This window comes from Streptomyces zaehneri, assembly GCF_032248645.1.
Classification (GTDB): Bacteria; Actinomycetota; Actinomycetes; order Streptomycetales; family Streptomycetaceae; genus Streptomyces; species Streptomyces coriariae.
The window spans coordinates 177,787-199,953 of record NZ_JASTTJ010000018.1; the positions used below are offsets into that span (position 1 = coordinate 177,787).

The 22,167-nt window shown below is 71.4% G+C and carries 24 protein-coding genes; 7 read left to right on the forward strand and 17 right to left on the reverse strand.

Annotation, left to right across the window (positions count from 1 at the left end):
- Position 1 precedes the first annotated feature (1 nt).
- The 5 genes from QQM72_RS27325 to hemL all read right to left on the reverse strand — a co-directional run bounded on the left by QQM72_RS27325 (position 2) and on the right by hemL (position 5,180).
- On the reverse strand, positions 2-772 hold the full coding sequence (locus QQM72_RS27325; RefSeq protein WP_020130083.1) for a cytochrome c biogenesis CcdA family protein: 771 nt from the start codon (positions 770-772) through the stop codon (positions 2-4).
- A 1-nt stretch (position 773) separates the two neighbouring features.
- Positions 774-1,406: a TlpA family protein disulfide reductase gene (locus QQM72_RS27330; RefSeq protein ID WP_314223486.1), complete on the reverse strand. Its 633-nt coding sequence runs from the start codon at positions 1,404-1,406 to the stop codon at positions 774-776.
- Between the two features lie 66 nt (positions 1,407-1,472).
- Positions 1,473-2,786, reverse strand: coding sequence for a polysaccharide deacetylase family protein (locus QQM72_RS27335; RefSeq protein WP_314223517.1), 1,314 nt, complete (start codon positions 2,784-2,786; stop codon positions 1,473-1,475).
- Positions 2,787-3,102: 316 nt separating this feature from the next.
- Positions 3,103-3,750 carry a histidine phosphatase family protein gene (locus tag QQM72_RS27340; protein WP_314223518.1) on the reverse strand — a complete coding sequence of 216 codons (648 nt, stop codon included), beginning with the start codon at positions 3,748-3,750 and terminating at the stop codon, positions 3,103-3,105.
- Positions 3,751-3,860: 110 nt separating this feature from the next.
- On the reverse strand, positions 3,861-5,180 hold the full coding sequence (hemL, locus tag QQM72_RS27345) for a glutamate-1-semialdehyde 2,1-aminomutase (protein WP_314223487.1): 1,320 nt from the start codon (positions 5,178-5,180) through the stop codon (positions 3,861-3,863).
- Positions 5,181-5,769: 589 nt separating this feature from the next.
- Here hemL and QQM72_RS27350 point away from each other — a divergent pair.
- Positions 5,770-6,207 (forward strand): hypothetical protein, encoded by a 438-nt coding sequence (locus QQM72_RS27350; RefSeq protein ID WP_020130078.1) that lies wholly within the window; start codon positions 5,770-5,772, stop codon positions 6,205-6,207.
- Positions 6,208-6,447: 240 nt separating this feature from the next.
- Here QQM72_RS27350 and QQM72_RS27355 read toward each other — a convergent pair whose 3' ends face one another.
- Positions 6,448-6,906: a MarR family winged helix-turn-helix transcriptional regulator gene (locus tag QQM72_RS27355; RefSeq protein ID WP_314223488.1), complete on the reverse strand. Its 459-nt coding sequence runs from the start codon at positions 6,904-6,906 to the stop codon at positions 6,448-6,450.
- 63 nt (positions 6,907-6,969) lie between these two features.
- Here QQM72_RS27355 and QQM72_RS27360 point away from each other — a divergent pair, with 63 nt between their 5' ends.
- Both QQM72_RS27360 and QQM72_RS27365 read left to right on the forward strand, forming a co-directional pair.
- Positions 6,970-7,338 carry a VOC family protein gene (locus tag QQM72_RS27360; protein WP_314223489.1) on the forward strand — a complete coding sequence of 123 codons (369 nt, stop codon included), beginning with the start codon at positions 6,970-6,972 and terminating at the stop codon, positions 7,336-7,338.
- 460 nt (positions 7,339-7,798) lie between these two features.
- Positions 7,799-8,662: an SAM-dependent methyltransferase gene (locus QQM72_RS27365; RefSeq protein WP_314223490.1), complete on the forward strand. Its 864-nt coding sequence runs from the start codon at positions 7,799-7,801 to the stop codon at positions 8,660-8,662.
- Between the two features lie 431 nt (positions 8,663-9,093).
- On the opposite strand, the gene QQM72_RS27370 is transcribed toward QQM72_RS27365, so the two are convergent.
- Positions 9,094-9,768 carry a sigma-70 family RNA polymerase sigma factor gene (locus QQM72_RS27370; protein WP_314223491.1) on the reverse strand — a complete coding sequence of 225 codons (675 nt, stop codon included), beginning with the start codon at positions 9,766-9,768 and terminating at the stop codon, positions 9,094-9,096.
- A gap of 245 nt (positions 9,769-10,013) precedes the next feature.
- Entirely contained in the window at positions 10,014-10,748 is a 735-nt protein-coding gene (locus QQM72_RS27375; RefSeq protein ID WP_314223492.1) for a hypothetical protein, read from the reverse strand.
- A 236-nt stretch (positions 10,749-10,984) separates the two neighbouring features.
- On the opposite strand from QQM72_RS27375, the gene QQM72_RS27380 reads away from it, so the two are divergent.
- The gene (locus tag QQM72_RS27380) at positions 10,985-11,596 is read left to right on the forward strand and encodes a response regulator transcription factor (protein ID WP_314223493.1); all 612 of its coding nucleotides are present in this window, start codon (positions 10,985-10,987) and stop codon (positions 11,594-11,596) included.
- A 179-nt stretch (positions 11,597-11,775) separates the two neighbouring features.
- A complete protein-coding gene (locus QQM72_RS27385; protein ID WP_314223494.1) occupies positions 11,776-12,102 on the forward strand; it encodes a hypothetical protein in 327 nt (108 codons plus the stop codon).
- A 75-nt stretch (positions 12,103-12,177) separates the two neighbouring features.
- Here QQM72_RS27385 and QQM72_RS27390 read toward each other — a convergent pair whose 3' ends face one another.
- The 4 genes from QQM72_RS27390 to QQM72_RS27405 form a co-directional block, all read right to left on the reverse strand.
- Entirely contained in the window at positions 12,178-13,593 is a 1,416-nt protein-coding gene (locus QQM72_RS27390) for a sensor histidine kinase (protein ID WP_314223495.1), read from the reverse strand.
- 83 nt (positions 13,594-13,676) lie between these two features.
- Positions 13,677-14,402 carry a response regulator transcription factor gene (locus QQM72_RS27395; protein ID WP_314223496.1) on the reverse strand — a complete coding sequence of 242 codons (726 nt, stop codon included), beginning with the start codon at positions 14,400-14,402 and terminating at the stop codon, positions 13,677-13,679.
- A 219-nt stretch (positions 14,403-14,621) separates the two neighbouring features.
- On the reverse strand, positions 14,622-15,305 hold the full coding sequence (locus QQM72_RS27400; protein ID WP_314223497.1) for an FMN reductase: 684 nt from the start codon (positions 15,303-15,305) through the stop codon (positions 14,622-14,624).
- Complete coding sequence (locus QQM72_RS27405; RefSeq protein ID WP_314223498.1) at positions 15,302-16,402, reverse strand: LLM class flavin-dependent oxidoreductase; 1,101 nt, start codon at positions 16,400-16,402, stop codon at positions 15,302-15,304. The genes QQM72_RS27400 and QQM72_RS27405 overlap by 4 nt, the downstream gene beginning before the upstream one ends.
- A gap of 206 nt (positions 16,403-16,608) precedes the next feature.
- On the opposite strand from QQM72_RS27405, the gene QQM72_RS27410 reads away from it, so the two are divergent.
- A complete protein-coding gene (locus QQM72_RS27410; protein WP_314223499.1) occupies positions 16,609-17,406 on the forward strand; it encodes a helix-turn-helix domain-containing protein in 798 nt (265 codons plus the stop codon).
- A gap of 296 nt (positions 17,407-17,702) precedes the next feature.
- On the opposite strand, the gene QQM72_RS27415 is transcribed toward QQM72_RS27410, so the two are convergent.
- The gene (locus tag QQM72_RS27415; protein WP_314223500.1) at positions 17,703-18,584 is read right to left on the reverse strand and encodes an NADP-dependent oxidoreductase; all 882 of its coding nucleotides are present in this window, start codon (positions 18,582-18,584) and stop codon (positions 17,703-17,705) included.
- Positions 18,585-18,718: 134 nt separating this feature from the next.
- On the opposite strand from QQM72_RS27415, the gene QQM72_RS27420 reads away from it, so the two are divergent.
- Positions 18,719-19,126 carry a winged helix-turn-helix transcriptional regulator gene (locus tag QQM72_RS27420; protein WP_314223501.1) on the forward strand — a complete coding sequence of 136 codons (408 nt, stop codon included), beginning with the start codon at positions 18,719-18,721 and terminating at the stop codon, positions 19,124-19,126.
- 120 nt (positions 19,127-19,246) lie between these two features.
- Here the strand turns inward: QQM72_RS27420 and QQM72_RS27425 are convergent, their stop codons facing one another.
- The 4 genes from QQM72_RS27425 to QQM72_RS27440 form a co-directional block, all read right to left on the reverse strand.
- Positions 19,247-20,152, reverse strand: a complete 906-nt coding sequence (locus tag QQM72_RS27425; RefSeq protein ID WP_314223502.1) for a TIGR03943 family putative permease subunit — start codon at positions 20,150-20,152, stop codon at positions 19,247-19,249.
- On the reverse strand, positions 20,149-21,183 hold the full coding sequence (locus QQM72_RS27430; RefSeq protein WP_314223503.1) for a permease: 1,035 nt from the start codon (positions 21,181-21,183) through the stop codon (positions 20,149-20,151). The genes QQM72_RS27425 and QQM72_RS27430 overlap by 4 nt, the downstream gene beginning before the upstream one ends.
- A 6-nt stretch (positions 21,184-21,189) precedes the next feature.
- On the reverse strand, positions 21,190-21,663 hold the full coding sequence (locus QQM72_RS27435) for a MarR family winged helix-turn-helix transcriptional regulator (protein ID WP_314223504.1): 474 nt from the start codon (positions 21,661-21,663) through the stop codon (positions 21,190-21,192).
- 68 nt (positions 21,664-21,731) lie between these two features.
- Positions 21,732-22,167 (reverse strand): hypothetical protein (locus QQM72_RS27440; protein WP_314223505.1); only part of this gene is annotated, 436 nt, incomplete at its 5' end.

Below are 22,167 nucleotides of genomic sequence, written 5' to 3' on the forward strand. Positions count from 1 at the left end.
ATCAGATCCCTACGGTGAAGCCGACGGACCAGGACTGGATGTCCTGCACAAGGCGGTCCCAGGCACCGGTCAGCAGCAGCAGACCGGTCACGATCATCATCGTGCCGCCGATCCGCATCACCCAGGCGTAGTGCCGCTTGACCCAGCCGAAAGCGCCGAGCGCCTTGCGGAAGGCGACCGCGGCGAGCACGAAGGGCACACCGAGGCCGAGGCAGTAGGCGACGGTCAGTATGGCACCGCGGCCCGCGCTTCCCTGCTGGGAGGAGAGGGCGATCACGGAGGCGAGGGTCGGGCCGATGCACGGGGTCCAGCCGATGCCGAACAGCGCGCCGAGCAGCGGGGCGCCGGCCAGTCCGGCGACGGGCCGCTTGTGGAAGCGGAACTCCCGCTGGGTCATCCAGGGCATCAGCCCCATGAAGAAGACGCCCATGAGGATCATGAGCACACCCAGCACCTTGGACAGGACATCCTGGTTGGCCTGGAGGTTCTCGCCGAAGTAGCCGAACAGGGCCCCGCTGGAGACGAACACGGCGGTGAAGCCGAGGACGAAGAGGGAGGCGCCGGCGACCATCCGCCCGCGGCGGGCCTCGGCCAGGTCGGTGCCGGCGACGCCGGTGACGTACGACAGATAGCCGGGGACGAGCGGCAGGACGCACGGCGAGAAGAAGGAGACGAGCCCGCCGAGCAGCGCGATCGGCAGCGCGACCAGCAACGCGCCGTTGAGCACGGTGTCGTTGTACCCCGTCGCGGCGAGCGTGGTGACCGCGCTCACGTCACTTCTCCGCGAGGACGGGCGCGATCATCTTGCGCAGCCTGTCCTCGCTGAGCGCGGCCAGCGACCGGGCCGCGATCTTGCCCTCCCGGTCGATGACCAGCGTGGAGGGGATGGCCTGGAGGCTGAGCGTGCCCTTCTTGAAGCGCAGCAGCAGCTTGCCCTTGGGGTCGGACAGGCTGGGGTAGGTGATGCCCTGCTGCTTCTCGAAGGCGAGGGCGTTGTCGTTGCTGGTGTCGAGGGTGTTGATGCCGACGAACTGCACGCCCTGGTCCTTGAGGTCCGTGTAGACCTTCTGGAAGCCCGGCGCCTCGGCACGGCACGGGGCACACCAGGAACCCCACACGTTGAGGACGACGACCTTGCCCTTGTAGGCGGCGATGTCCAGCTGCCCTCCGGCGACGGACTTGCCGGACAGGTCGGGGGCCGCGGCCCGCGTCCCCTTCTTCGCGGTGGAGATGCCGTCCTTGCCCATCACGAAGTTGGTGTCACCGCCTCCTCCGGCGGTTCCTCCGGAGGTGCAGGCGGACAGCAGCAGTGCGGCGACGGCTCCGCCGGCGGCCGCGGTCAGGGCGGCACGGCGCGAACGGTTCCGGCTGGTCGAGCACAGGGGGGTGCGGCTGGCGGCACTCATGTGAAAAGTTTCGCATGCCCGTTCTGGGGATCTTGCCCACCCCCCTTGCGGGGAGAAAACCCCATTTCAGGCGGCGTTGGCGCCGGTATCCGCCGAGGTCGAGGCGGAGGTGGACGCGGAGGGGGTGCTCGCGCCCAGGAACGCCTTCCAGCCCCCGGCCGGCTGCTGCCCGACGTCGAGGGTGCGCAGCTTCTCGAGGACCTCCGGCTTCTGGACGTCGATCCAGTCCACGAACTGCCGGAAGGAGACCAGCCGTACGTCGGCGCCCTTCTCCTTCTCGCGCGCGATGTGCTTGAAGGCCTCCTCGACGGCGTCCATGTAGATGCCGCCGTTCCACTGCTCGAAGTGGTTGCCGACGAAGAAGGGTGCGCGGTTCGTCTCGAATGCCCGCTTGAATCCCTGTATGTACGCCTGCGAGGACTGCTGCCGCCAGCCCGGGTAGTTGTGGCTGGGCGCCTTGGTCGAGTTGACCGACTGGTTGGCGAGCATGTTGTAGTCCATCGAGAGGACCTCGAAACCGCGGCCGGGGAAAGGTATCTGCTGCAACGGCAGGTCCCAGAGCCCGTCCTTCTTCCGCGGCCACACCTGACGCCCGCCCGGCGAGGAGGCGTCGTAGCGCCAGCCGAGGGCGCGGGCGGTGGGCAGCAGGTTGTCCTGGCCGAGCAGACAGGGCGTCCGGCCGCCGACGAGTTCCTTGTCGTAGTCGAAGGGCAGCGCGGGCAGGTCGCTCCAGCCGGTGTTGGTCCGCCACTCCTTCACGAACGACTTGGCCTGGTCTATCTCGCTGCGCCACTGCTTGGGCGTCCAGTTGCCGACGGTCCCGTTCCCGGAGCAGAAGTGCCCGTTGAAGTGGGTGCCTATCTCGTGCCCCTCGAGCCAGGCGCGGCGGACGCCGTCGAGCGTCATCCTGACGTGCTCGTCGGTGAGGTAGCCGATGTCGGAGGCGCCGCGCGGGTTGTTCGGCGGGTCGTAGAGCCGCTTCTTCGACTCGGGCAGCAGGTAGAGCCCGGAGAGGAAGAAGGTCATGCTCGCGCCGTGCTCCTTGGAGAGGTCCAGGAAGCGCGTGAACAGTCCGTTGCCGACCTCGCCGGCCCCGTCCCAGGAGAAGACGACGAACTGCGGCGGTTCCTCGCCGGGCTGGAGCGGCACGGGCTTGGCCGGCTGGTGGGGCTGCTTGCCGGTGAAGGAGGTGGAACCGTCGCCGATGGGGCGGGCGGTGACCTTCGGGCCGGGACTGCCGGAGGGCTTGCCTGAGCCGCCGGAACCGCCGGGGGTGCCCGGCCCGTCCGAGTTCGTGAGGCTGCCGCAGCCCACGAGTCCGGCAGCGGCGGCGGCCCCGGCGCCGAGTCCGAGTGCTCCCCTTCGGGTGATGGCGCGCATGGCAACCCCGTTCGTCACATTTTCCGATGGTCACCCATTCAGAGGACGTGACGAACGAGGAGGTTCCGCCGATAGTTCCGGATTCCGTAACAGAGTGGCCGGTTTCAGCCACGCCGGCCCACCGCGCGTTCCGGAGGGCGGACGTGGAGGGGCGGACCCGGAGACTGGAGACCGGACGTGGAGGGGCGGAGCCGGTGGCCGGACCCGGTGGCCGGCAGACCCGGAGGGCGGAACCGGTGACCGGAGCCGGAGAGCGGACGTGGAGGGGCGGACCCGGTGGCCGGACCCGGAGGGCGGATCCGGCCGGGCGGTGGGTCTACGCCCCGAAGGCCTTGCCCTTGCCCTGCACGGGCTTGGCGCCGGCCCGGAGATGGGCGGGCACCAGGTCGATGGCGGGCTCGCTGTAGCCGACGGACACGATCTTGTCGCCCCGGTACGTGAACGTCGTCAGCGAGGCGAGCGTGCACTGCCGCTTGCGCGGGTCGTGCCACAGCCGCCGCCGCTCGACGTAGGACCGCACGATCCAGATCGGCAGCTGGTGGCTGACGAGCACCGCCTCACGTCCGCGGGCCGCGTCCTTCGCCGCGTCCAGCGCACCCATCATCCGGACGACCTGGTCGACGTACGGCTCGCCCCAGGACGGCTTGAACGGGTTGACGAGGTGCTTCCAGTTCTCGGGCCGGCGCAGCGCCCCGTCCCCGACGCCGAAGGTCTTGCCCTGGAAGACGTTCTCCGCCTCCAGGAGCCGCGCGTCGGTGGCCAGGTCGAGCCCGTGCGCCTTGGCGATCGGCGTCGCCGTCTCCTGCGCCCGCTCCAGCGGGGAGGCGACGACGTGGGTGACGTCGCGGGAGGCGAGGTGCTCGGCGACCCGGTCGGCCATCTGCCGGCCCAGCTCGGAGAGGTGGTAGCCGTCGAGACGGCCGTAGAGCACCCCGTCGGGGTTGTCGACCTCACCGTGCCGCATGAGGTGGACGACGGTGAGGTCCTTGTTGCCCGAGGTGTTCTCGAGGGCGTCATCGAGGACGTCCTCGAAGGCCTTGTCGGGCGCGTTCTCGGGGGCGTTTTCCGGGGTGGTCATGCCGCTGTGGCCTCCGCAGCCGCTCGGGCCGCCGCCGGGAGGGCGTCGGCGATTCTCTGGACGGCCCGGTCGTCGTGGGCCGTGGACACGAACCAGGACTCGAAGGACGACGGCGGCAGGTACACGCCGTTCGCCAGCAGCGAGTGGAAGAAGGCGGTGTAGCGGAAGGACTCCTGCGCCTTGGCGTCCGCGTAGTCACGGACCGGCCGGTCCGTGAAGAAGACGGAGAACATGTTGGAGGCGCTCTGGAGCGTGTGCGCGACCCCCTCCTTGGCCAGCGCCTCCGACACCAGGGTCCGGATCCGGGTGGAGACGCCGTCGATCGTGGTGTAGGCGGCGTCGTCGAGGAGTCGCAGCTGGGCCAGCCCGGCGGCGGTCGCCACGGGGTTCCCGGAGAGGGTGCCGGCCTGGTAGACGGGCCCTGCGGGGGCGAGGTGCGCCATGACGTCCGCCCGCCCGCCGAAAGCCGCGGCGGGGAAGCCACCGCCCATGACCTTCCCGAAGGTCATGAGGTCGGGCCGCACGCCGTCGATCCCGTACCAGCCGGCCCGGCTGGTACGGAACCCGGTCATGACCTCGTCGGAGATGAAGAGCGCGCCGTTGTTCTGGCAGGCGTCCTTGAGCCCCTGGTTGAAGCCGGGAAGCGGCGGCACGACGCCCATGTTGCCCGGCGAGGCCTCGGTGATCACACAGGCGATCTCGCCGGGGTGCCGGTGGAAGGCCTCCTGCACGGCCTCGAGGTCGTTGTACGGCAGCACGATGGTGTCGCCGGCCTGGGCGCCGGTGACGCCGGGGGTGTCGGGAAGCGCGAAGGTCGCGACCCCGGAGCCGGCCGCCGCGAGGAGCGAGTCGACGTGCCCGTGGTAGCAGCCGGCGAACTTGATCACCTTGGTGCGCCGGGTGAACCCGCGGGCCAGCCGGATCGCCGACATGGTGGCCTCGGTGCCGCTGGAGACGAGCCGCACCTCCTCCAGGGGCTCGATGCGGGCGACCATCTCCTCGGCGAGCGCGACCTCGCCCTCACCGGGCGTACCGAAGGAGGTGCCGCGCGAGACGGCCTCCTGCACGGCGGCGATCACCTCGGGGTGCGCGTGCCCGAGGATCATGGGTCCCCAGGAACAGACCAGGTCGACGTACTCGCGGCCGTCGGCGTCCGTCAGGTACGGGCCGGTGCCGGACACCATGAACCGGGGCGTGCCGCCCACGGCGCGGAACGCGCGCACCGGCGAGTTCACACCCCCCGGCGTGACGGCGGACGCACGGTCGAAAAGCGCCTGCGATACAGGCGCATCGTATGAATAGGGCAGTTCGCTCATGACCTGCGACTTCTCCGACCTTCTCCGACTTGCTGGACTCCGGTTGTCAGTGACCTCCCAGGGTAGGCCAGCGGCAGTCGGGGCCGGCGGGGCCGTCAACCGCTTCACCATCTGCGAAACTGAGTCGGAACGGGCCTGGTAGACGTAGCTCACACCGACCGTGTGTCCAGTGGCTGCGAAGATCCTGCGGACAGGTGTTTCACCGCACGTTTCGGCGGGCGGCCGTGGGGGAGGTCACTGACACGATGATCGGGTTGCGCGGCGGGGGCCACGCGTCCTAGAAAAGCAGTCGGGTGGAGATATGCATCGCGGTGGTGGACTGGGCGAGGGGACGGACGACCTGGGTCCTCGACGTGCCCGGCGGGGAAGGCACCGGCGCGACGCTGAGGAAGCCAACGAAGCACGTCAGACGCAGTCACAAGGTGTACCGAGTGAGCCCGAGCGGATCGACCGAACCGACCGGCTCGACCGAATCGACCGAATCGACCAGATCGAGCGGTTGGACCAGGTCGAGCGGTTCGAGCAGGTCGAGCGGCGAGTCGACCAGCGGATCGATCCCCTCCGGGCGGGGAGCAGGAATGGTGGTCGGGTGGGGGTGACGTACAAGTACTTCGGCGCGCCCGACGGCGCGACCGCGGCCCGCGTCCCGATCTCGATGCGCCCTGAGGAACTCGGCGGCGACGAGCTCGGCATGAACGGCATGTTCACCAAGATCAAGCCGGAGACGATGGCCGCGATGGTGCTGACCGGCATCGAAGGCGTCCCCCTCAGCAAGGTGCCCCCGCTGGAGCTGGTCGTCCTCCATCCCGACTACGCCGTGGTGAAGCTCCCCATGACGGTCGTGGATCCGCTGCGGGACATAGGCGAGGAAGCGGTGGGCGCGGCGGCCTTCATCTGGTCGACGGTCCCGGACCGGGGCGGCCCCCGGGACGCGTTCAACGTGTACCAGCTGCTGCACGAGTGGCAGGACTTCAGCCACCGCCTGCACGAGGCGGGGCATCAGCCGTACTGCTTGGTGTGGCCCTGATCAGGGGTTTCGTGGTCTGCGGGCGGGGTTTTCGGACCCCGCCTTTTTCATGCCCATGGAGGCCGGTCAGGCGGCCAGGGTCATGTCCATGGAGGCCGGTCAGGCGGCCAGGACACAGTGGGGGCTCATCGCGGACGAGGGTGCGGGCGGAGCCTGCCGGTCTTCGAGATCGTCGGCACGGATCTTCACGCTCGGCCACGTTCCTGTCCGGGCGCGACGAGACGTGCGCCGGGCGACGAGCTACGCACCGTCGTTGCCGTCGCGCAGGGAATGGATCATGCTCTGCAGGATCCGGAAGGCGCCTGACCGCTCGGTCTCGGTCATGCCCGCCAGCATCCTGACCTCGACGGACCGGACCGCCACGGTCGCCTTCTCGAGGCTCCGTCGGCCGCGAGGCGTGAGCCGCGTGGGAAGAACCTTCCCGACGGGCGCCTCCGCAGGCCTGGTCACGTAGCCCTCTCGTTCCAGGGCCTGGAGCAGCACGTTCATCGACTGCCGTGTCACGAACGCGCCCCGCGCGAGCTCGGAGTTCGACAAGCCCGGCCGTTGAGCCAGCAGCTCGAGGCAGGAGTAGCGCGTCACGCTCATCCCGAGTGGCCGCAGCACCTCCTCCATGGCTGCGCGCAGGGCGCTCGAGGCCTCTTTCAGCAGGTAGCCCAGTGACGTCTCCAGGTCGACGCCGACACCGTCTTGATTCATGTCAGCATTCTGACATAGATTGACCTGTGTCAGAATGCTGACACGCAGAGAAGGAGCATCATCATGCCCGCCACCGGCCCCGACTTCATCTCGCTCCAAGCGCGCGACCTCGCCGTTTCGCAGGCGTTCTACGAGCAGTACCTCGGCCTCGTCCGCTCGCAGGCCGGACCTCCGCACGCCGTCGTCTTCGAGACGAAGCCGATCGCGTTCGCACTCCGCGACGTCGTTCCCGGCACCGATCTCGCATCCGTTGCCCAGCCCGGCATCGGCGCCGCGATCTGGCTCCACGCCACAGACGTCCAGGCCATTCACGATGCTCTCGTCGCCGACGGTCACACCATCGTCTCCGCACCGATCGACGGCCCCTTCGGCCGGACATTCACCTTCGCCGACCCCGACGGCTACCAGGTCACCCTCCACGACCGCACCTGATCGGCCGAAGGACACTCAGCCGCGGCGGTCCTGAAGCCGGTGAAGCCCGGCCATGGCCGGGATCTCGATCACGTCGCCGAAATCCCCGACGCAGCCGCGGTGATGGACCCGCTTCACGCGGTCGTCCTGGCCCGGCGATGCGCTGGACCGATGCCGCCAACGCGACCGGCAGGACACCTGCGGGCACCGCGGCCGACCGCTTGGTGACCAACATGACCGGTGGGCGTGGGGCACTGTCGGCCGCCTCCCGCACGGCGTCAGCCCGGCCGGTGGCCGGCGGCTCGTCCTCGTGACGGGAACTCCCCTCGTGGGTCCGGTCGTTCGGGTTCACGGAAGGTGTCGACCGCCACGGGGACGGGGCTGGTCTTCGAGCAACTCCGCATGGTGAATGATGTTCTGACAGTCACTCACGGCGGTCCATCCGGTGGTGGGACGCGAGTCCAGGACGGAGCCAGGCAGCATGACCTCTCCCCTCAGCGGCAGCAGCGACGCCGGTAGCGGCGGCACCGGCAGCCCCTTCTTGAAAATCGACACGAGCAAGCCCCACCCCGCCCGGATGTACGACTACTTCCTCGGCGGGAAGGACAACTACGAGGTCGACCGGGATGCCGCCGAGCAGTTCATCAAGGTGGCACCCGAGGTGCGGGACGGGGTCCGCGCCAACCGGCACTTCATGCACCGCGCCGTCCGGCACGTCGTCGCGGAGGGCGGTGTCCGGCAGATCCTCGACATCGGCACGGGCCTGCCCACCGAGCCCAACGTGCACCAGATCGCGCACTCCATAGCCCCCGAGACCCGGGTCGCGTACGTCGACAACGATCCGATCGTCAGCACCCACTCGATGGCCCTCATGGCCGACGCCGACACCGGCCCCGGCCCCGACGCCCACACCTCGGTCGTCCTGGCCGACCTGCGGGATCCGCGCGCCGTCCTCGACCACCCCGACGTCCGCAAGATCATCGACTTCGACGAGCCCGTGGCGCTGCTGCTGGTGGCCGTCGTGCACTTCCTCGCCGACGCGGACGACCCGGACGCCGTCGTCGCGACACTCCGCGACGCGCTGCCCACCGGCTCCTACCTCGTCCTGTCGCACGCCACGGGCGACGTCCACGAGGACCGGCGCGAGAACGCGGCCTCCGTCTACAACAAGGCCAGCGCTTCCCTGAACCTGCGCCCCCACGCCCGCGTCCTGGACCTCTTCGGCGACTTCACCCTCCTCGACCCGGGCCTGGTCCCGGTCCCGGACTGGCGCCCCGAAGAGCCCCCGAAGCACAACGCCCCGCCGATCGGCATCTACGGCGGAGTGGCCCGCAAGAACAACTGACCCACGGGCGGGGGCGATGGACGGGGCCCATGAAACCGCCGTACGGCGGGCTCTGACCCAGCGCCGCCGACCGCCGTTGGCGATCGAGGACCGCGTGCACCGCCGAGTCCCGCCGGTGACCCGCCGTCAGGACGTGCTCGCGGATCACGGCTTCCACGCATGGTGCGGGCCACCGCCTCCGGCAGAGCACGGCGACCCGCCCGGTTCGTGTCGGAGCTTGTACGGGTCGCACGGGCCGCACGGGCCGCACGGGCCGCACGGGCCGCACGGGCCGCACGGGCCGCACGGGCCGCACGGGCCGCACGGGCCGCACGGGCCGCACGGGTCGTGCGGGTCGTGCGGGCCGCACGGGTCGTGCGGGCCGCACGGGTCGTGCGGGTCGTGCGGGCCGCACGGGTCGTGCGGGTCGTGCGGCCGGGGGACCGTGCGGGTCAGGCCGCGAGGGTCGCGGGTTCGTCCGCCGGCTCCTCCTCCAGCAGGTCCGCCAGGGCCGCCCGAGCCCGCGCCACGCGCGAACGCACGGTGCCCACCGGGCAGCCGCTCGCCTCCGCCGCCTCCGCGTAGGGCAGCCCGGCCAGCTGCGTGAGGACGAACGCCTCCCGCCGCTCGGCCGGGAGCGTGGCCAGCAGGTCCAGCAGGACGACGCCGTCGTCGAAGCCCGGCAGGTCGCGCGGCTGGGCGCGCTCGGCGGCGAGCTGCCAGTCCGGTACGTCGGACAGCCGGGGCCGGGTGGCGGCGTACCGATAGCTGTCGATCACCGCCCGGCGGGCGATGGAGAGCAGCCAGGAGCGGGCCGAGGAACGGCCCTCGAACCGGTGCAGGCTGCCGAGGGCGCGCAGGAAGGTGTCCTGGGCGAGGTCGTCGACCGCCTGGGGATCGGCGCACAGGTGGGAGACATAGCGCAGGACGTCGCGGTGCAGAGCACGCACGAAGCGCTCGACCGCGTCCGCGTCACCGGCCCGAGCGGCGAGCGCCCACGCGGTGATCGACTCGTCGAGTGCGGCCTGTGACGCATGGGGGGCACAGGGGGCATGGGAGGCGTGGGAGGCGTGGGAGGTGCGGGGTGTCTGAGGTGCCGGGGGTGCCTTCACGGCAGACGTGATCACCTGGTGTCCTTCTCGGATCGTCCACAAGGGCATGAGGGTGAGACGGCCCCACGCCCGTCTGCACGGGCGTACGGCCGTGGCCCGGGGCGCACAGGGGCAGCCCCGGGTCGCCTGCTGCCGGCCTGTCGTCAGACGTCGAAAGTCAGAGGTCGGACGCCTAATGTCAGAGGCCGGACGTCAGACGTGAGAGGTCAGACGTGAGAGGTCAGACGTAAGGGTCGGACGTCAGGGTCGGACGTCAGAGATCAGACGGCGGCAGCGGTCCCCGGGGGCGGACCCCGCGTGGTGATCGCGTGGGTGAGGAGGAGCAGCCGGGGCGCTCGTGCCGAGCGGCGGCGACGGAACCGGACCCGTGGCCGGTCCGGGGTGGCGGGCACGGCGAGCAGCAGCCGCAGCGGCGCGGCCAGCCGTCCGGCCAGCGCCCGCAGAATGCGGAACGCGGCCTTCTCACCGTGCGCCAGCCACAACCCGCATAGCAGCGCGGCGAGCAGGTGGGCGGCGAGCATGCCGAACGAGGAGGAACCGCCCTCTCCGACACCCTCCCCCACGTGACTCATGTGGCCCAGGTGACTCATGTGGCCGATATGACTCACCTGATCCATGCGGCCCATGTCCATGTGGCCCATGTCCATGGAGTCCATGTGCAGGGAGTCCATGTGCGTCGAGTCCATGTACGTCGAGTCCATGCCCATGGCGCCCATACCCGCGGACGCCGCGGTACCGGACTCCGGCCCGGCCAGCGAGAACGCCGAGTGCAGGGCCGTCTGGGCGGCGACCACGACCGTCACGATCAGCGGCAGCCCCCGCTCCCGGCCCGCCAGGCACCAGCCCGCGATCCCGGTGACGGCCACGCCCGCGGCCAGCGCCCACGCGGGCACCTCGGCCCCGGACATCATCACGTGGCCCAGGGCGGCGAGCAGCACGCAGACAGCCGCGAACAGCGCGGCCCGTAGCGAGCGAGTACACCACCCAGCAGTCATGGCGCCTCATCCTCGCATTCGGACACCGTCCGTCGTACGGAGGTACGGAATTCACCCCGGTCCTGAACTCAATCCGCCATGTATGAGCTGTCTCACCTCACTCCGGTTCCCCACTCCGCCTCCCCGCCCCGATTCCCCCGAAGGGGTCAGTCCACCGCGCAGGAGGCGCCCACCCCGCCGACTCTGGGGGCGGGGCGTGTCTGTCGTGGCATGTCCATCGAGCAGCGGAGGTACCGGTGAGCGGTTGCGCCGTACGCGTGCGGATCGCGGTCATCGGGGACTGTCCCGTCTTCCGGCACGGCATCTCGAACCTGATCGGCTCCGCTCCCGACCTCCACCTGGTCGCGGCCGCACCGTCGATCGAGAGCGCGGACGGCAGCCTGCGCGGCGCGGAGGTCGTCCTGATCGACCTCCAGCAGTCCGCCACCCGACTCGCCTCGACGGTGACAAAGCTGCGCAGGAGGGGGCATGCCGTCCTGGTGGTGTCCTCCTCACCGCATCTGGACGCGGTACAGGCGATCCAGGCGGGCGCGAGCGGCTATCTGAGCCGACAGGCGGAGGCGCACGAAATGCTGACGGCGATCCGGACCGTGGGCTCGGGCCGCAGTTATGTCTCCGCACCCGCCAGCCATCTGGTGGGGCACTCTCCCCATTTCACGGACCGGGAACAGGAGATCCTGCGGCTTCTCGCCAATGGTTCAACAGACCACGAAATCGCCGCCGCATTGGGTATCAGCAAACACACCGTCCATTCGCACCTCGACCGAATCGGCGAGAAAACCGGCTCCCGGCGCCGCCCGGATCTGACCCGGATCGCTCTGGAGAACGGCCTCACCTACCCGGAATGAGCACCCGGTGTGGGTAGTTCTACCCCGCTGACCATGGGTAACGATCACCCTTGACCCGCACACGGCAAAAGCGAGACCTTGGCAGAGGATCACTCACCCACGCCGTAATCAGCTGGGAGAAGCTCATGCGCAATCGTCTCGCAATTCTCACTGTCGCAGCACTGCTTCCCCTGTCGGGGGTGGCGGCGTCAGTTGCGATCGCAGGTCAGGCGCAAGCCGTCACCATCGGCAAGGTCACGCTCACGGGAACGGTCGACGACTGCCTCGACGATTCCTCCCCCGACTCGGTGACGGTGAAGGCGGGCGCCGAGGCGAAGACCGACAACTCGCTCGCCGGGAACAGCAACTCGTACTCCGTCACGTTCAAGAAGATCGCCAAGAACGCCACGGTGACAGCGAAGGCGACCGTGACCTGCGAAGGCGGAGACACATACAAGCAGTCCTTCAGCCTCAAGGGCTCGCCCAGCACGGACCCCGTGACGCGGAAGCAGAACCTGGAGCCATAGGAGGACCGGTCGGGTTCCGGTCGGACCGGGTTTCGCCACCGGCGACGCCCGGCCCGTCGGCATTCTCCGCCCGCGTCACAGCCCCCCGCCCACCGTGAACCCGATCACCGACCCGCCCCCCGCCCGCCGGTGCGCGAACGGGGCACCCTCGTGGGCCAGCGCCACCTCCCGCACGATCGACAGGCCCAGGCCCGAGCCCGGCAGGGAGCGGGCGTCGGCGGCGCGGTAGAAGCGGTCGAAGACGCGGGTCAGATCGGCCTCGGCGATGCCGGGACCGCGGTCGAGGACCTCGACGCGGACGACCCCCGGCCGGGACGGTCCGGTGACGGCGATCTCGACGGGCGCCCCGCCCTCGCGGTCGAACTTGGTCGCGTTCTCCACGAGGTTGGACACCGCCCGCTGGAGCATGGCCGGCCGGCCGTAGAGGGTGGTGTCACCGCTCGTCCGGATCAGGACCGGCCGCCCGGTGCGGCGCCGGGCCAGACTCGCGACCTCCTCCGCGAGATCGGCGAGGTCGAGCCGCCGCGGCGGCTCGGTGTCGGACTGGCCGGCCGCGAGGTCGACCAGCTCGTTGACCAGGTCGGTCAGTTCCCGGGCCTCCTGGGTCAGATCCGCCACCAGTTCGTCACGGGTGTCCGGCGGCAGTTCGTCGATGCGGCGCAGCAGCGAGATGTTCGTACGCAGTGACGTCAGCGGCGTGCGCAGTTCGTGGCCCGCGTCCTGGACCAGCCGCCGCTGGTCCTCCTCCGACTGGGCGAGCCGGCCGAGCATGCGGTCGAAGGCGCGGCCCAGCCGGCCCACCTCGTCGTGGCCGGTGACCGGCACCTGGACGCCGAGCCGGCGGGTGCGGGCGACGTCCTCGGCGGCGGTGGTGAGGATCACCAGGCGGTGGGTGATGCGCCGGGCCAGCCACCAGCCGAACAGCCCCGCGGCGGTCACCACCGCGATCATCAGGATCAGGGTGCGCTGCTGGAGGGCCCGCAGCAGGTCCTCGGTGTCGCTGAACTCCTGCGCCACCTGCACCGCGCCCCGGCTGCCGCCCAGGGAGACGGTCGCGATGCGGTAGACGTCGCTGCCGACGTCGACGTCCTTGTGCTCGGTGATCCGCCCGGCCGCCGCGGCCGCCGAGATCGTGCGGTCGGCGGGCCGGACGGGCAGTCCGGGGCTGCCGCTGTCCACCACCGAGCCGTCCGCGCCCAGCACCTGCACGTCCGTACGGGCCGGCCGCACGATGTCGTGTCCCGGCGCGGACGAGGAGAAGTCCTCCGGCGCCATCCGGTGGTCGCGCACCTCGTCCCGCAGGTCCTGCACGACCTCGTCGAAAACCGACTCCTGGTCCACCCGGACCAGCCGGGCGGCCGCCGAGTACGACAGGACGCCGACGAGCACGGTGACCGCGGCCGTCACGGCCGCGAAGGACACCGCGAAGGTGGTCCGCAGCGACACCAGCTTCGGCCGCGGCCGGGACAGCGACCGACGCAGACGACTCACTCGCGTCCTCGTCTCACTGTCGCCCTCGCCTCACGCTCTGCCTCGCCTCACGCTCGACCTCGCCTCACGTTCGACCTCGTCACTCAGTCCTCCCGCAGCACGTAACCCACCCCGCGCACGGTGTGGATCAGCTGCGGGGCGCCGGGCTGGTCGAGCTTGCGGCGCAGATAGCCGACGTAGACGGCGAGGTTCTTGGAGCCGGGACCGAAGTCGTAGCCCCAGATACGGTCGTAGATCGTGGCATGGTCCAGGACGATCCCGGCGTTGCGCGCCAGCAGTTCCAGCAGCTCGAACTCGGTCCGGGTCAGCTCCAGCTCGCGCCCGCCCCGCCATGCGCGCCGCGCCTGCGGGTCCATCCGCAGCCCGGCCGCCTCCACATGCCGTTCCGTACCCCGCTTCGGGGCTTCGGGTACCGGCGCGGCGGCCTCGGGGGCGGCGTCGGGGTTGGTGCGGCGCAGCAGCGCCCGCAGCCGGGCGAAGACCTCCTCGACGTCGAACGGCTTCACGACGTAGTCGTCGGCGCCCGCGTCCAGACCGGCGATCCGGTCGGCGGTCTCCACCAGCGCGGTCAGCATCAGGATGGGCGTGCGGTCACCCTCGGCGCGCAGCACCCGGCAGACCTGGAGGCCGTCGATGCCGGGCATCATCACGTCGAGGACGAGTACGTCCGGCGGGTTCTTGTGGGCGTGCGCCAGCGCTTCGACCCCGTCGGCGACCGCGGTCACCCGGTAGCCCTCCAGGGCCAGGGCGCGTTCCAGGGCGTTGCGGATGGCACGGTCGTCTTCGGCGAGCAGCACGGTGGGAGGCACCAGGCCAGTCTGCCAAGGCCTCCGGCGGTTGGGCGGTGGGGACGGTCCTACGATCACCCTTCTTACTGGGCTCTCACCGTCCGACCGGGTGGACGCACCCGGGGCTGCCGCCCCCGGACCCCCGTATCGGCCTGAACGGCCTCGTCCTCGATCGCCGGACGGGCTGGATCTGCCCGCCCGACGCTCAGGAGGTCACCGGTCAGCGGTCAGCGGCATCGGTTATCGGGCGGCCAGGGCCGCGAGCTGGTCGGCGAAGGGGACCACTGTGAACTCGGCCTTCCCGGCCTGCCCGGTCTTCTCCGCTTTGTCGGTCTTCTCTGCCGTCTCGTCCTTCTCGTCCTTCTCGTCCTTCACCGGTGCGGGCCGCGTCGACGGTGCGGACAGGCCCGTCATCAGCGTCGCCAGCTCGGCCGCCGCCCGCTCGATCCGCTCGGGCAGGCCCTCCGCGCCCCAGTCCTCCGAGGCGGCGTAGACGGCCGTCGGGACGACCACGGCGCGCAGGTACGAGAAGAGCGGCCGCAGGGCGTGTTCGAGTACCAGCGAGTGCCGCGCGGAGCCGCCCGTGGCGGCGATCAGCACCGGCTTGCCCGCCAGCGCGTCCGGGTCGATCACGTCGAAGAACGACTTGAACAGGCCGCTGTAGGACGCGGAGAACACCGGGGTGACGACGATCAGCCCGTCCGCCGCCGTCACCGCCGCCAGCGCGGCCGCCAGGTTGCGTCCGGGGAAGCCGTTGGTGAAGTTGTGGGCGATCTCGACGGCGAGGTCGCGCAGTTCCACGACCTCCACCTCCACGTCCGCCCCCGGAGAGGTTCGCCCGGCGGTCGCGGCCGACAGCCGGTCGGCCAGCAGCCGGGTCGACGACGGGACGCTCAGCCCCGCCGAGACGACGACGAGCCTCATGCGACGTTCACCCCTTCCTGGGTGGCCTGGGCCGCCTTGAGCAGCGACTCGTGGGTCGGCGCGTCCGGCACGTCGGCCGGCCGTCCGACGGCGAACTCCTTGCGCAGCACCGGCACGACCTCCTCGCCGAGCAGGTCGAGCTGCTCGAGCACGGTCTTCAGCGGCAGCCCCGCGTGGTCCAGCAGGAACAACTGGCGCTGGTAGTCGCCGGCGTACTCGCGGAACTTGAGCGTCTTCTCGATGACCTGTTCCGGCGTGCCGACGGTCAGCGGGGTCTGGTCGGTGAAGTCCTCCAGGGACGGCCCGTGTCCGTAGACCGGCGCGTTGTCGAAGTACGGCCGGAACTCGCGCACCGCGTCCTGCGAGTTCTTCCGCATGAAGACCTGCCCGCCGAGCCCCACGATGGCCTGCTCGGGCGTGCCGTGTCCGTAGTGCGCGTACCGGGCGCGGTACAGCTCGACCATCTGCTTGGTGTGGTCGGCCGGCCAGAAGATGTTGTTGTGGAAGAAGCCGTCGCCGTAGAACGCGGCCTGCTCGGCGATCTCGGGCGAGCGGATGGAGCCGTGCCAGACGAACGGCGGCACGTCGTCCAGCGGGCGGGGCGTGGAGGTGAAGCCCTGGAGGGCGGTGCGGAACTTGCCCTCCCAGTCGACGACGTCCTCGCGCCACAGCCGGCGCAGCAGGGCGTAGTTCTCGATGGCGAGGTTGATGCCCTGCCGGATGTCCTGGCCGAACCAGGGGTAGACCGGGCCGGTGTTCCCGCGCCCCATCATGAGGTCGACGCGCCCGTCGGCCAGATGCTGGAGCATCGCGAAGTCCTCGGCGATCTTCACCGGGTCGTTGGTGGTGATGAGGGTGGTGGAGGTGGAGAGGACCAGCTTCTCCGTGCGCGCGGCTATGTAGCCGAGCATCGTCGTCGGCGACGAGGGCACGAACGGCGGGTTGTGGTGCTCACCGGTGGCGAAGACGTCGAGGCCGACCTCCTCGGCCTTCTGCGCGATGGCGACCATGGCCTTGATCCGCTCGCGCTCGGTCGGCGTACGGCCCGTGGTCGGGTCCGGCGTGACATCGCCGACGCTGAAGATCCCGAACTGCATGGTCGCTCAACCTCCAAAGTTGTTGACCGTTAAACTATACCGGCCAAACACCTCCCTCGTCCCCCCTATTCCGCCGACCGGCACGAGTGTCGGCGGCGGTGCCGATGCCGCCGTGAGGGGCGCTGCCCGTGCCGCCGTGGGCAGCGCTGTCGGCGGGCCGTCCCGCTGTCGGTGGCGCTGTCAGTGGGCCGCCCTACGATCCGGACATGGCCACCCCACGCCGTGACACCCGAGGCATCGTCGACGCGGCGGACTTCCTCGCACGCGTGCGCTTCCGCCGCCCCGAGCCGGCCCCGCCACTGCGCCCCTACGTCGAGCACTACTGGCTGATCGACTGGGACCTGACCGAGCCGTACGTCTCCCACGTGGTCCCGCACCCCGCGGTCCACCTCGTCTTCCAGCGGTTCGAGGGGCAGGAGCCCTTCGTCGAGATCGCCGGCGTCCAGCAAGGCCTCTTCAGCCAGAAACTGGAGGGCCGGGGGCGGGTGTGCGGCGTCAAGTTCCGTCCGGGCGGCTTCCGCCCCTTCGCCCCCGAGCACCCGGTCTCCCACTGGACGGGCCGCCGGGTCCACCTCACCGGCACCGACCCGGCCCCGGTTCTGGACCCGGCCGACGAGGAGGCCCGGGTGGCGGCCCTCGACGCACACCTCCTGGCGGCCCGCGTCCCTTGCCCGGACCCCCAGGCCGACCTCGCGATGACCCTCGTGGACCGCATCCGCACCGACCGCGCGATCCGCAGGGTGGCGGACCTCGCGAGCGACGAGGGACTGTCGGTACGCCTGCTCCAGCGCCTGTTCGCCGCGTACGTCGGCGTGGGCCCCAAATGGGTGATCCTGCGCTACCGCATCCACGAGGCCCTGGAGCGGGCGGAGGCCGAGAGGACGGTGGACTGGGCAGCCCTGGCCGCGGACCTGGGCTACGCGGACCAGGCCCACCTGGTCCGCGACTTCACCACGACGGTCGGGGTCCCCCCTGCCACCTACGCCAGGCATCGCGGCCCGTGAACGGCCCCGAGCCGAGCCCCGCGCGGCTCCGCCGCACGGACGCGGACGCGGCCGGGCCACCGCGCGCGGGCTGAGCTCCGCCGCCCAGACGCAGGTACGGCTCCCCCGCATGCCGCACCCGACTCCGCCCGGCCCCGCCCGACTCCGCCCGGCCCCGCCCGACTCCGCCCGGCCCCGCCCGACTCCGCCCGACTCCGCCCGGCCCCGCGGCCGGGCGCGTCCGCGGCTTCGCCGACCGTCTCGGCGCACCCGACCCTCGCGGTCCAGCGGCCCCTGCCCCCTGCCCCCCGCCCCGGCTAAGGCACCAGTACCAGTCGTCCCCGGACGCCGCCCTCCGCCAGTCGTGCGTGTGCCTTCGCGGCGTCCTCCAGGGCGAACGTGTCCGCCACCCGGAGGATCAGCTCGCCCGCGTCCACCGACCGCACCAGCTCCGCCAGCCGGGCCCCGTCCGCGTTCACCTCGACGGCCTCGGTCCGCACCCCCCGCTCCGACGCGGGCTGAGCCTGCGGAATCACCCCCACGTACGCACCCCCGTCCCGCACCAGGGCCAGCGCCTCGGCGCCGAGCACCGCCGCGTCCAGCACCGCGTCGAAACTCCCCTCGCCGCCGGGGAAGCGCGTGGCCCCCAACGACCGGACGAACTCCTCGTCCTGCGCCCGAGCCAGCGCGGCGACCGCCACCCCGCGCCGCGCGGCCAGCTGGACGGCATAGCCTCCGACCGCCCCCGCACCGCCCGTGACCAGCAACGAATCCCCCGGCGACAGGGCCAGCAGGTCCAGCGCCTGCGCAGCGGTCAGCGCGTTCAGCGGAAGCGTCGCCGCGTGCACCGCGTCCACGGAAGCCGGCGCGAGCGCCACCGCGTCCGCGTCGACGACGACGTACTCCGCGTGGGTACCGAGCGGCTTGACCATCCCGTAGTCGAGCGCCACGACCTCCTCCCCCACGTTCCACGCGGCGGCCACCCCCACCGCGTCCACGGTCCCGGCGACGTCCCAGCCGAGTCCGACCTGCTTGCCCGCGCCGCCGAAGACCCCGGAGCGCACCCCGGCGTCCACCGGGTTCAGCGCGGCCGCCGCCACCTTGATCCGCACCTGCCGGGCGGCCGGCTCCGGCAGCTCCGCGTCCACGAGCTCGACGGCCTCGGGCCCGCCGAACGTCCGCACCACTGCTGCACGCATGACAACTCCCCTGAATAGGCGGGTACTTGCGGGCATCTCCCGCTCCCCTCTCGCTGCCGCAACCCTAGGAAGAGTTACTATCCAGGGGGAAGTAGTTACCTGAAGGTGCCTACGTCACCAGGAGGAGAGCCACCATGGCCACCACGACCGCCGCCCAGCGGCGCGAGCAGGCCCGCAGCGAGTACGACGCCTTCCTTCGCAGCTGCCCGACCAACCAGCTCCTGGACCGCCTCAGCGACAAGTGGGTCAGCCTGGTCGTCTCGGCCCTCGCCCCCGGCCCCCAGCGGTACAGCGACCTGGCCCGCAGGATCGCCGGCGTGAGCCCCAAGATGCTCACCCAGACCCTGCGCACCCTGGAGCGCGACGGCATCCTGACCCGCACGGTCACCCCGTCCGTCCCCGTCCGCGTCGACTACGAGCTGACCCCCCTCGGCAGCAACCTCGCGCTGCTGCTGACGGCCGTGAAGAACTGGGCGGAGATCCACTTCGACGAGGTCCAGGCGGCCCGCCGACGCTACGACGCGGACGCCACCGACCTCTGAGCCACCGACCTCTGAGCCACCGACCTCTGAGCCACCGACGTCTGAGCGGCGCCGCCGGTACCGTTCGGTGCCGGTCAGCGCCGCTCGGTGCCTCCGTGCCGCTCGGTGCCTCCGTGCCGCTCAGGAGGGGAGCGGCAGCGCGTCCATGTACGCGTTCGACGGCTTGCGCACCTTCTGCACGCCCCGCGCGTCCAACGCGGCCGCCGCCGACGACGTGCCCAGCGTGCCGCTCCCCCGCCAGGTCCCGGTGACGTTCACCCAGGTGTCGGGCTTCGGCGCCGCGATCCCCCGGACCAGCACCTTCACGGACGACGCGTCCGCCGCACAGCAGTTGACGACGATCCGGGTCAGATACCAGCCGTCCTGCTTCCCCGGGGCCGGGGTGACGAACCCGGTCATCACGACCGCACGGCCCCGGATGGCCAGCGACCGGTCCTGCTGCACCCGCTGGGTGAAGTCGGTGAGCGTGATCGGCAACGGAGTGGTCGCGGGCAGCGGATCGAAGGCGTCGTCCTGCACGGCGACGGCCTTCGCAGGCTCCCGCGAGGCCGTGTAGGAGCCGAGCGCGGGAGGCGCGTAGAAGAGCAGACTCAGCACGGGCAGGAACAGCAGCCAGGCGACCCGCGGAACACGGGAGTGATCATGCCCGTGCCCCCCGTGCCCCCCGTGGGCCCCGCTCACGTGCCCGTCCCCCTCGCGGACGGGACCCACGTGCCCGTCCCCCTCGAAGGCGGGACCCACGTGCCCGTACTCCTGCCCGCCGTGCCCCGACTCGCCGTGCTCCCGCCCGCCGTGCCCCGACTCGCCGTGCTCCCGCCCGCCGTGCCCCGACTCGCCGTGCTCCTCGCTCGGCGGGGCGGCCCACGCCTCCGCCACTCCCAGCACCAGCAGCAGCACCCCGGAGGCGACCAGCAGCGGGCGCATGCCCTCCTTGACGTATCGCAGGTACTCGTCCGTGAACAGCGAGGTGTGCAACAACCCCAGCCCACCCAGTACCAGCAGCCCCACCTGCACGAACCGCCTCACAGCAGCACCCCTCCGATCACCGCGCTGCACACCACGGCCACCACCGCCGTGGCCGCCGAGAAGCGCACCGCGAAGGCCCGCCCGAACGTGCCCGCCTGAAGCGCGATCAGCTTCAGGTCGACCATCGGCCCCACCACCATGAACGCCAGCCGCGCGACCGGCGAGAACCCGCTCAGCGAGGCCGCCACGAACGCGTCCGCCTCGCTGCACACCGCCAGCACGATCGCCAGCGCCGCCAGGAACAGCACCGACAGCCAAGGCGAACCCGCGAAGGTGTCGAGCAGCGTGCGCGGCACCGCCACGTTGAAGGTCGCCGCCGCCATCGCCCCCACCACCAGGAAACCCCCCGCGTGCAGGAAGTCGTGCTGGAAACCACGCCGGAACTCCGTGAACCGGCTGCGCCCCGGAACATGCCCGGTGTGCCGGACGACGGTGGGCTTCAACCACTCCTCGCGCCCCAGCCAGAGCCACAGCCAGCCCATCGCGGCGGCGGTGACCAGCGAGGCGAGCAGCCGGGCCAGCACCATCTCCGGGCTGCCCGGGAAGGCGACGGCCGTGGCGGTCAGCACCACCGGGTTCACGGCCGGCGCCGACAGCAGGAACGCGAACGCGGCGGCCGGGGTGACCCCTCGCCCGATCAGGCTGTTCGCCACCGGCACCGACGCGCACTCGCAACCCGGCAGCACCACACCCGCCATCCCCGCGACCGGCACCGCCAGCGCGGCCCGCTTCGGCAGCAGCCGGCCGAAGACCCGGGCCGGCACGAACGCGTTGATCGCCCCCGACAGAGCCGTGCCCAGCAGCAGGAACGGCAGCGCCTGCACGGTCACGGCCAGACACACCGTCCGCCACGCCTGCATCGCCGGCTCGTCCGACGCCCGCCCGACGAGCACCAGCAGCACACCCGGCACCACCGCCGCGCCCAGCAGCAACAGCGGCCAGTGCCGCGGCAGCGCACCCGCCGGGCGGGCGTCCGCCGCCCGCACTCCCTCGGCCGCCGCCGCGGACGGCCGTATGTCCGTCTCCTGCATCCCGCCCTAGACCCGGCCTTCCCGCAACCGTGCGACCTGGACCGCGCCGAACTCCACCGTGCGCCGCATGTGCCGCACGATCACGGCGAGTTCGCCGTCCTCCAGGTCCTCGAAGAGCGGCATCCAGTCGCCGCCCAGCCGTTCCCACATCCGCGTGAACTCCGCGATCCGCTCCGGCACCGTCACCACGAGGACCCGCCGCCGGTCGGCCGCGTCCCGCTCCCGGACGACGTAACCCGCCTTCTCCAACCGGTCCACCAGCCGCGTCGCCGACCCGGTGGTCAGCCCCGTCAGCTCGGCGACCCGGCCCGTCGTCACCGGCTCCCGCTCCAGCATCAGCAGGTTCAGACACTGGAGATCCGTGGGATGCAGCCCGAGACGGTCGGCGAGGGCCTGGTTGAACAGCGCGTACGCGGCCGCGTACCGACGCGACACGACGGACAGCTCGTCCAGCAGTCGCGAGCGTACGTTCCCGGACATCGCACCCCTTCGTCGGCACCGCCGTCAGCGCCGTCCGCAGATCGTACGACGCTCCGCTCCCTCGACCGTCAGAAGAAGTAGGCGTCCCCGGTGTCCAGGACCAGCACCTGCTGCCGGTCGTTGGCCCGGTTGCGGTCCACCGCCCCGCCGCCCCACAACGTGTCGACGGCCATCGTCACCTCCGTCGGCCGCCCCCGCAGCCACACCCGCAACGCGATCGGCTCCCCCAGCCCGTCCGCGGCCAGCGCCCCCGTCCGGCACACCACCTCCTGGCGGCCCGTGCGCGCGCAGCCGGCCGGCAGCCGCTGCGCCCCGGCCGCCAACGGCGCCGACCAGCGCAGCCGCACGGTCGAGTCGGAGACGTCCTGCGGACCGTGGTTGCGCGGGGTCAGCCGGACGTCGACCCGGCCGCCGCGCATGACGGCGGAACCGTGGTACGACAGGTCCGCTTCGGTAGCCTCCCCCGCCTCCCCCGCCTCCCCCGCCTCCCCCGCAGTCCCGGCC